We start from the raw sequence: 9170 nt of genomic DNA, 5'->3' as shown, positions 1-9170 counted from the left end.
GAGCCGCGCCCTCACCGGCGAATCCACACCAACCTGGCGAACCGAAACAGGCAACCCACCCACAACAGCCTGAACCCAGATCAGACGCCCTCTTAGGGGGCGATCGAACAGATCCCGTAGGGGTCACGAGGCCCCCCTGCGGGGCCACAACCAGGCGGGGGGCGGGGGTTATTCCGGCGCGCGGGGGGCGCAGCGGGGTGCGAGCGGGGTTGCTCCCGGCGCGGGACACATGCGGAGGGCGGGGCGGGGTCATGCTGGCGGCGCGCGAGGAGGCGCAAGCGAGAGGCTGGCCCGGCGGCGGCGCAACGAGGCGCGGGCGAGAGGCTGGCCCGGCGGCGGCGCAACGAGGCGCGGGCGGGCGTTCCAAAGCCGTCGGCACCACCTCGGCGAGCCGGTGGGAGGCCTTCCCGTCGGAGGCCTTCCCGTCGGAGGCCTTCCGTGCCGCCTCCCCTGCCGCCTTCTGTACCGCCTCGCGGTCCGGCCGAAGGCTGCCCCCGCAGTCGATGTCGCCGCGAAGTGGACCCCACCGCTCCGGCAGCCGTAGCCGGCGTCTCCGCGTCCGGCGGCCCCGTGGAGGGGTCGCCTACGGGCGGCCCTCTTCGTACTGGCGGAGTTGGTCGAGGTTGATCATGCTGGTGTCGAAGAGGCTGGTTTCGTCCAGGGCGGCGGGCTGGGCGGGCGCGTGCGGGGCGTGCTGGGGCTGCTGGGGGACCTGGGGCTGGAGGTAGGCGTTCGGGTCGTAGCCGGGCTGCTGGGGCTGCTGCTGCCAGTCGTAGGCGTACGGGTCCGGGTGCTGGGTGTACGCGGCGGCCTGCTGGGGCTGCTGGTAGCCGTAGACGTCCTGCTGGGGGTAGGCGGCCGGGTCGGTGTAGTAGCCCTGCTGCTGGGGCTGGAACTGCTGGTGCTCCTGGGGCTGGAGCTGCTGCTGGTGCTCCTGGGACTGGTCCTGCGGCATCGCGGGCGTCTGCGGTTCGCGGTCGGCGCCGATGCCGGCCAGCTCGGCCAGGTACTCCGCGTCGGCCTGCGGCTGGGCGTTCTGCGGGTCGCCCTGGGCCGCCAGGTGCGCGGCGAGTTCGTCGATCGCCTGGGCGCCCTGAAGCTTGTCACGGCCCCGGCCGACCGCCTCCAGCGTCTTGGTCAGCACGGCTTGGAAGGCGCCGAACTTGGCGTCCACGTAGGCGTCCGCGCGCTGCCTGAGGGTCTCGGGGTCGGCGCTGCGCTCGGGGGCCTCGGTGTCCTCGTAGCCCTGCTCGTCGAGTCCGGGGCCCCGGCCGAGCAGCTTCTCGCGGCCGCGGTCGACGGATCCGATGGTCTTGGTGAGGACGACCTCGAAGTTGGCGAGCTTGGAGTCGACGTAGTCGTCGGCCTCGGCGCGGATCTCGGCGGCCTCCCGGGTGGCCTCGGCGAGGATCCGGTCCGCCTCCTCCTGAGACTGCCGGGCGATCTCGGTGTCGGAGACCAGGGAACCGCGGTGGGCGTGCGCGGACTCGATGATCCGCTCCGCCTCGGCGCGCGCCTCCTCGACCATCTGCTCCCGGCCGCCGAGCAGCTCCTGGGCCTGGGCGAGCGACCCGGGGAGCGCGGCGCGCACCTCTTCCAGCATGGCGAGCAGCTCGGCGCGGTTGACCACGCACGAGGCCGACATGGGCATGGACCGCGCGCCGGCGACGGTCGCGACGATGTCGTCGAGCTTCTTCTGCACGTCCACCTTGGACTCGCCACTCTCTGAGGGGTTGGAACGACGGAACGGGACGACTGTACGTCCACCGGCCCTCCGCCCGACACCAACTGACGGTACGTCAGGAAGTGGCCGCGGCCGGTGCGCCGGGTGCGGTGATCAGCTCTTCTTGCGCAGCCGCTCGGTGAGCGCGTCGAGCACGAACGGCGGGACCAGGTGGGAGACGTCGCCACCCCAGGCGGCGACCTCCTTGACGAGGCTGGAGGAGAGGAAGCTGTAGGTGGGGTTGGTGGGGACGAACAGGGTCTCCACACCGGAGAGGCCGTTGTTCATCTGGGCCATCTGCAGCTCGTAGTCGAAGTCGCTGACCGCGCGCAGGCCCTTGACGATCGCGGGGATGTCGCGCTGCTTGCAGAAGTCGACGAGCAGGCCGTGGAAGGACTCGACCTGGACGTTGCCGTACTCGGCGGTGGCCCGGCGGATCAGGTCGATCCGCTCGTCGACCGTGAACAGCCCCTGCTTGGACTGGTTGATCATCACGGCCACATGGACGACGTCGTACAGCTTGGAGGCACGGGCGATGATGTCCAGGTGCCCATTGGTGATGGGGTCGAACGACCCCGGACAGACGGCGCGGCGCAACGCGGGTTCCTCGCTCTCCGATGCGGTCATGACACGCTTGCTGACGTCGGTTCGGCGGACGTCGGAGCGGCGCGACCGTACCAAAGCGTCCCCTCGCCGTAGCGACGGGCCTTGATCGCGGTGAAGCCGTCCGGCCACGGGAACGCGCCGCCTCTGGTGCTCCGTTCCACGGTGACGAGTGCGTCGCCGGACAGCCACCCCTGACCACGGAGTGTGAGCAGGATCTCGCACAGCTCGGCGTCGCTCACCGCGTACGGCGGGTCCAGGAAGACGATGTCGTACGGCTCGCCGGGAGGCGGGGCGGCGGCGGTCTGTTCGGCCTTGCCGGGCCGCACCTCGACGCCCGGGAGGCCGACCGCGCGGACGTTGTCGCGGATGGTGCGGACAGCGCGGGCGTCGGCCTCCACCAGCAGGACGTGCGCCGCGCCGCGGGAGAGCGCCTCCAGGCCGACCGCGCCGGAACCGCCGTACAGATCGAGCACCCGGGCGCCGGTCAGCGGGCCGTCCAGCGACTCCCAGGTGGAGAACATGCCCTCGCGCGCCCGGTCGGAGGTCGGGCGGGTGCCGTTGCCGGGTGGTACGGCCAGGCGGCGGCCGCCGGCCGTACCGGCGATCACGCGGGTCATGGGCCCGTCCTTACGTCGTGCGGGGTGGAGGGGGGTCGGCGGAGCCGTCTCGGGCTCCGTGCTCCACGATATTCCGTCGTCCGGCGGCGGGCGCCCGCCGGAGCCGTCCGGGCGGCTCCCCGGCCCGTGATCGTTCTCACGCGGCCGCGGGTGCCGCGCGGACGGCACGGGCCGCCGTCCCGGCTCGCTCAGCCCTTGTCCAGGTACTGCTCCCGTTCCTCGTCCAGCAGGGCGGACAGCGCGATCCGCAGCTCCGGATAGCCGGTCAGCTCGGGGTCGTCGCCGACCAGCGCGGTGGCCTCCTCGCGGGCGGCGGCGATGATCTCCTCGTCGTCGATGACCGTGAGCATCCGCAGCGAGGAGCGGACGCCGGACTGCGCCTGGCCCAGGACGTCGCCCTCGCGCCGCTGTTCCAGGTCGATCCGGGAGAGCTCGAAGCCGTCGAGGGTGCCGGCCACCGCGGCGAGCCGGGCCCGCGCCGGGCTGGCCTCGGGCATCTCGCTGACCAGCAGGCACAGGCCGGGCGCCGAGCCGCGGCCGACCCGGCCGCGGAGCTGGTGCAGCTGGGAGACGCCGAACCGGTCGGCGTCCATGATCACCATGACGGTGGCGTTGGGGACGTTCACCCCGACCTCGATGACCGTGGTCGCGACCAGCACGTCCAGCTCGCCGGCCGCGAACGAGCGCATCACCTCGTCCTTGTCGTCCGGCGCCATCCTGCCGTGCAGCACCGCCACCCGCAGGCCGGCGAGCGGGCCCTTGGTGAGCTGGTCGGCGATGTCGAGCACCGCGAGCGGCGGGCGCTTCTCGGCGAGGTCCTCCGGCGAACCCGCCTCGGCCGCCGCGCCCTTGCCGCCGGCCGCGCCCTTCTTGCCCGGCTTGGGCGCGTCCTCCTCGTCGCCGATCCGCGGGCAGACCACGTACGCCTGGTGCCCGGCCTCGACCTCCTCGCGGACCCGCTCCCAGGTCCGGGCGAGGAAGTGCGGTTTGTCCTTGGCGGGCACCACATGGCTGGCGATCGGCGAGCGTCCGGCGGGGAGTTGGTCGAGGACGGAGGTCTCCAGGTCACCGAAGACGGTCATCGCGACCGTCCGCGGGATCGGCGTCGCGGTCATCACCAGGAGGTGCGGCGGCTGCTTTCCCTTCCCGCGCAGGGCGTCGCGCTGCTCGACGCCGAAGCGGTGCTGTTCGTCGACGACCACCAGTCCGAGGTCGTGGAACTGCACCTTGTCCTCGATCAGCGCATGCGTGCCGACGACGATGCCGGCCTCGCCGGTGACCAGGTCCAGCAGCGCCTGCCGACGGGCCGCGGCACCCATGGAACCGGTCAACAGCACCACCTTGGTGCCCCGTTCGGCGCCGCCCAGCAGTCCTCCCTCGGCCAGCTCCCCCATCATCTCCGTGATCGAGCGGTGGTGCTGCTGGGCGAGCACCTCGGTGGGCGCCAGCATCGCGGCCTGGCCACCGCTGTCGACGACCCCGAGCATGGCGCGCAGCGCGACCATGGTGTTGTGCGTGACGGTGAAGTGGTCGGTCACATAGGCGTGGGAGGGGTGCGCGACGCTGATGCACTGGACCGGCTTGCGGCCCACGTGCTCGATGGCGCGGATGGCGCGCCGGAGGCCCGGAGCATCACCGGCCCGCTCCTCGGGCAGCGTGACGTGGACGTCGTACGTGCCCGCCCCGGTGTCGCGCAGTCGGGCCGCGCCGCCCAGGGAGCGCACCAGCCAGGCGAGGTCGTCGGCGAGTGGGCCGGGCGCGGCGCGGAACATGTCCCCGCTGCCGGAAGCCGCTCCCCCGGCCTCCATCAGACCCCGGAGTACGGCCCGCCGGTCCTTGACGGGGGCGTTGCGGTAGGCGGCGGGCAGGCCGTCCCCGGGGAGGGAACGGCCGAGGCGGTACGGGTCGAGCGGGCGTTCCCCGCCGTCGTCGAGGTCGACGGGGGTGGCGGTGGCGATGGACCACCGGGGGCGGCCGTCGGCGTCCAGCAGGCCGGCCCGCAGCTCGCGGGTCGTCAGCACCCGCTCGCCCGTGTCGCGGGATCCGACGATCCACAGGTGCTCGTCGTCGCACTCGACGGTGGAGCCGTCCGACAGCACCAGTCGCCACACCTCGCGTTCCCCCTGCGGGAAGACGCCGTCCACCACGGCGCGCTCGCCGCTGGGCACCACCACTTCGGTGCCGACGGTCATCTCTCCCATGGGCCGGAAGCCGCCCGGGGTGAGCACCAGGGCGTCCAGCGGCTGGGCCTTGCCGGAGCCGACCTCGCCCTGGAGGAGGCGGTGCATGGGGTGTTCGGTCGCCAGGTCGTCGAAGATCTCCCGGCTGACCTTCTGCTGGCCTTCGGTGAGCGTGAACGGGAGCTCGGCGTCGAACGCGTCGAGGATGCCGTCCTTGACCAACTGGCGTGGCACGGCCGGGAGTTGGGTGTCGGTCAGGCGTCTGCGGGCCAGTGCGACCTGCATCACGAACGCCTCGTCCCACTTCAGCCGGTCCCGTGCGTCGGCGATGTCGGCCTTGCTGCCCGGCCGGTGGATCTTCAGCAGGGCCTCGGTGAGCGGTACCAGTGACCGGCCCGCGCGCAGCGCCTCGGGCAGCGGGTCGACGGCGTCCCGGGCGCTGGGCAGCACCGCGTCGACCGCCTTGGTGATCTTCCAGGACGCCATCTGCTGGCAGGCCGGGTAGATCGGGATGAGCTGATTGGCGAAGGCGTCCACGGCGTCGCCTTCGGTGTCGCCGTCCAGGAGCGCGTATTCGGGGTGGGCGAGCTGGAGTTTGCGGTTGAAGACCGAGACCTTGCCGGCGAACATCGCGCGGCGTCCGGGCAGCAGTTCCTTGTGCGGCTTGTGGATGCCCTTGCCGAAGAAGACCAGCTGGAGCCGGCCGCTGCCGTCCGTGAGCGTCACTTCGAGGCGCTGTCCCCGGCCGGCGTTGAATTTGTGCACGCGGGCGTCGGCGACCCTGGCGACGACCGTGACGTGTTCGTCCAGCGGGAGGTCGGACAGGCGGGTCAGCTCGCCGCGCTCGGCGTAGCGGCGCGGGTAGTGGTGCAGCAGGTCCCCGACCGTGTGCAGGTCGAGATGCTCGGCCAGCACCTTTGCGGTGGTGCCGCCGAGGATTTTCTTCAGGGGTTCGTCGAGCGCAGCCACGCGTCTATTGCACACCACGCCTCTGACAATTGCGCCGGTCCCGGCCGTCGGGGCGCCGTCACTCCACGCCGATGAGGAGGGGGGCGGTGCGCTGGCCGCCGTCGTAGACGACCGTGTCGACGGCGAGGTGGCGCTCGCGGACGTGCCGTTCCAGCCGCTCGGCGAGGGCGGCGGGCGCCCCGGCGCCGAGGACCAGGGTCACCATTTCGCCGCCCGCGGACAGCATCCGGTCCAGCACCGTCATGGCGGTGACGGTGAGGTCCGGGCCGATCACCGCGACGTCGCCGTCGATCAGCCCGAGGACGTCCCCGGCCTGGCAGACGCCCGCCATGGTCCACGACTGCCGTTCGGCGAGGGCGAGCTCGGCGTAGCGGGTGGCGCCGGCGGCGGAGGTCATGGCGACCGCGTCCTCGTCGAAGCTGCGGTCCGGCTCGTGCACGGCGAGCGCGGCGATGCCCTGAACGGCGGCGCGGGTGGGGATCACCGCGACCCGGACGCCTTCGGTGCGGGCCTGTTCGGCGGCGGCCGCGGCGGTGTGCCGGAGTTCGGGGTCGTTGGGCAGCAGCATGACCTCGCGGGCGTGGGCCTGCCGGATCGCCTGCACCAGTTCGCCGCTGGCGGGGGGCTCCCCGGGGCGGACGGTGACCGCGGTCGCGCCGGCGTCGGCGCACAGATCGGCGAGCCCGGCGCCCGGCACCACCGCGACCACGGCCCGCGGGGCCAGCGCCGGCTCCTTGGTGCGGCCGCCGCCGAAGTGCGTGATGCGGATCCGGTACGGGCGGCCGGCCTCGATGCCGGCCTCCACGGCGGCGCCCGCGTCGTCGACGTGGACGTGGACGTGCCACAGCCCGTCCCCGCCGACCACCACGAGGGAGTCGCCGAGGCCGTCGAGCCGGGTGCGCAGCCGCGCCACGGCCTCGTCCGCCGCCTCCAGCAGGTAGATCACCTCGAAGGCGGGCCCGCCGGCTTCCGCGCAGCCGTCGGCCGCCGTGTGTGCCGCGACGTCGCAGCCGGCGGCCTCGGGGAGCGGGGCGTCGGCCCGTACGGCGACGGGGGTGGCGGTGACCTCTCCGGAGAGCGCGTCGGCGAGCGCGCCCAGCAGGGCCACGAGCCCGCAGCCGCCGGCGTCCACGACGCCCGCCCGGCCGAGGACCGCCAGTTGCCCGGGGGTCGCCTGCAGGGCCGTACGGGCGCCTTCGTGGGCGGCGCGGGCGACCGCGGCGGCGTCCCCGGCCTCTCCGGCCGCGTGTTCGGCGGCGTCGGCGGCGGCGGTCGCCACGGTCAGGACGGTGCCCTCCACGGGGTGGGCGACGGCCTCGTACGTGGAGGCGGCGGCCCGGCGCAGGGCCCGGCGCAGTGCCTCGGCCGCCCCGTCGCCGGCCGCGGTGTCCGTGCCGTCCGTCCCGGCGTCGGCCGCCAGGACGTCGGTCATGCCGCGCAGCAGCTGCGCCAGGATGGTGCCGGAGTTCCCGCGCGCTCCTATCAGGGCGCCGTGTGCCATCGCGCCGATCGCGTCGGCGAGACCGGGGGCGGTGCCCGCCGAGGCGTGGCCGTCGAAGGCGGCCTCGACGGCCCGGGCCGCGGATTCCAGCGTCAGATAGAGGTTGGTGCCGGTGTCGCCGTCGGCCACCGGGTAGACGTTGATCGCGTCGATCCGCTCGCGTTCCCGGCCGAGCGCCTCCAGCGCCAGTCCGCACCAGGAGCGGACCGCGGCGGCGTCGAGCGGGTACGGCACATCGTCCTCCTGGGTCACGGGCTGCACCGCACAGTAGCCGCGCACCGGCGGGGAGGCCGGGGCGGGGGCCGACGGGTGCGTGATAGTTTCGTTCTACGGGAGCGGTCGTTGTATGCTGCTCCGGTTGCCCGATGAGAATCGGGCCATTTCCTCTCCTGACGGTCGCCGGTCGGGCAATGCACTCGGCCCGTCGGGATTTCACCGTAAGTGCATCTGAAGTCTTTGGAGTGACCCGTGGCTGCCAACTGCGACGTCTGCGGCAAGGGGCCGGGCTTCGGCAAGAGTGTCTCGCACTCGCATCGCCGTACCAACCGTCGTTGGAACCCCAACATCCAGACGGTGCGTGCAGTGATCGGGCGCACGCCGAAGAAGCTGAACGCCTGCACCTCGTGCATCAAGGCCGGCAAGGTCTCGCGCTGACGCCTTAGTCGTAGCGCAGCCTGCCGGTTGCCTGGGAAGCCGGTCCACCCCTCGGGTGGGCCGGCTTTTGCCATTCCTGTGCCGCCGCGGGCGGGCTTCAGCGCCGGTCGCCGAGCCGCCAGCCGTGGTCGACCGGCCCGATGCCGCCACCGAGCCGGAAGCCGGCCGCGATCGCGCCGGTGACGTAGTCCTTCGCCGCCGCGGCGGCCTGCGGGACGGAGTCGCCCTTGGCCAGCCGAGCGGCGAGCGCGCTGGCGAGGGTGCAGCCGGTGCCGTGGGTGTGCCGGTTGTCGTGGCGCGGGGCGCGCAGCCAGTGTTCCTCGGTGCCGTCGGTGAGCAGGTCGACGGCGCTGACGCCGCCCCCGTCCGCGGCCGTGAGGTGGCCGCCCTTGATGAGCGCCCAGCGCGGCCCGAAGTCCAGGACGGCGGCGGCCGCCCGGCGCATGTCGGCCTCCTCCCGGACGCGCACGCCGGTGAGCTGGGCCACCTCGTCGAGGTTGGGGGTGGCGACGGTGGCCGTCGGCAGCAGCTTGGTGCGCACCGCGTCCAGGGCGCTCGCGGCGAGCAGTGCGTCCCCGTGTTTGGAGACGCCCACGGGGTCGACGACTACGGGGGCGTCCAGGCCGGCGAGCAGTTCGGCGACGGTCTCGACGAGTTCCACCGAGGAGAGCATGCCGGTCTTGACCGCCTGGACACCGATGTCGTCGACGACGCTGCGGAACTGGGCGCGTACGGCCTCGGCGGGCAGGTCCCACGCGCCCTGCACGCCCAGGGAGTTCTGTGCGGTGACGGCGGTGAGCACGCTCATGCCGTGGGTGCCGAGCGCCAGCATCGTCTTCAGGTCGGCCTGGATGCCCGCGCCGCCGCCGGAGTCGGACCCGGCGACGGTCAGGACGCGTGGAGGTATGTGCATGCCGGCG

7 protein-coding genes are annotated in these 9170 nt (G+C 73.3%); 1 reads left to right on the top strand and 6 read right to left on the bottom strand.

All coding sequences use genetic code 11. The features are described 5' to 3' along the window. Positions 1-583 precede the first annotated feature (583 nt). From AB0E02_RS18645 to AB0E02_RS18625, 5 genes are all read right to left on the bottom strand, one after another. Entirely contained in the window at positions 584-1708 is a 1125-nt protein-coding gene (locus tag AB0E02_RS18645; RefSeq protein ID WP_362140642.1) for an ATP synthase F0 subunit B, read from the bottom strand. 129 nt (positions 1709-1837) lie between these two features. Beyond that, complete coding sequence (gene coaD / locus AB0E02_RS18640; RefSeq protein WP_030414208.1) at positions 1838-2350, bottom strand: pantetheine-phosphate adenylyltransferase; 513 nt, start codon at positions 2348-2350, stop codon at positions 1838-1840. Next, entirely contained in the window at positions 2347-2946 is a 600-nt protein-coding gene (gene rsmD, locus AB0E02_RS18635; RefSeq protein ID WP_362140638.1) for a 16S rRNA (guanine(966)-N(2))-methyltransferase RsmD, read from the bottom strand. The genes coaD and rsmD overlap by 4 nt, the downstream gene beginning before the upstream one ends. A 188-nt stretch (positions 2947-3134) precedes the next feature. Further along, positions 3135-6095, bottom strand: a complete 2961-nt coding sequence (locus AB0E02_RS18630) for a helicase-related protein (protein WP_362140635.1) — start codon at positions 6093-6095, stop codon at positions 3135-3137. A 58-nt stretch (positions 6096-6153) separates the two neighbouring features. Next, complete coding sequence (locus AB0E02_RS18625; RefSeq protein ID WP_362140664.1) at positions 6154-7830, bottom strand: DAK2 domain-containing protein; 1677 nt, start codon at positions 7828-7830, stop codon at positions 6154-6156. A 234-nt stretch (positions 7831-8064) separates the two neighbouring features. On the opposite strand from AB0E02_RS18625, the gene rpmB reads away from it, so the two are divergent. Continuing rightward, a complete protein-coding gene (rpmB, locus tag AB0E02_RS18620; RefSeq protein WP_006602870.1) occupies positions 8065-8250 on the top strand; it encodes a 50S ribosomal protein L28 in 186 nt (61 codons plus the stop codon). A gap of 97 nt (positions 8251-8347) precedes the next feature. On the opposite strand, the gene thiD is transcribed toward rpmB, so the two are convergent. Then, positions 8348-9163: a bifunctional hydroxymethylpyrimidine kinase/phosphomethylpyrimidine kinase gene (thiD, locus tag AB0E02_RS18615; protein WP_362140631.1), complete on the bottom strand. Its 816-nt coding sequence runs from the start codon at positions 9161-9163 to the stop codon at positions 8348-8350. Between the last annotated feature and the right edge of the window lie 7 nt (positions 9164-9170).

The organism is Streptomyces sp. NPDC048196, from assembly GCF_040652715.1.
GTDB classification, from domain to species: domain Bacteria; phylum Actinomycetota; class Actinomycetes; order Streptomycetales; family Streptomycetaceae; genus Streptomyces; species Streptomyces siderophoricus.
This window is presented reverse-complemented; position numbering and strand designations above follow the sequence as displayed.